Below are 229 nucleotides of genomic sequence, written 5' to 3'. Positions count from 1 at the left end.
CTTCCGCGGGTTTATCTGATTCAATTATGGCCTCGTCCTGGAACTGTGTTTCGAGATCAGCCTCCGCGGGCTCATCTAGTTCAACCATGCTCTCCGCCTCGAGGCTGGTTTCCGCGGATTTGTCTGACTCAATTACGGCCTCGTCCTGGAACTGTGTTTCGAGATCAGCCTCCGCGAGCTCATCTAGTTCAACCATGCTCTCCGCCTCGAGGCTGGCTTCCGCGGGTTT

The 229-nt window shown here is 55.9% G+C and carries 1 protein-coding gene; it reads right to left on the bottom strand.

Annotated elements, in window-relative coordinates:
* The coding region (locus S1OALGB6SA_RS04970; protein ID WP_148084031.1) for a hypothetical protein at positions 1–196 on the bottom strand (196 nt) is incomplete at its 3' end.
* Positions 197–229 lie beyond the last annotated feature (33 nt).

It is taken from the genome of Olavius algarvensis spirochete endosymbiont (assembly GCA_900608495.1).
In the GTDB taxonomy this organism is placed as follows: domain Bacteria; phylum Spirochaetota; class Spirochaetia; order DSM-2461; family DSM-2461; genus UBA2779.
The sequence above is the reverse complement of the archived record's forward strand: the minus strand, read 5'-3'. Positions and strand labels throughout refer to the sequence as shown.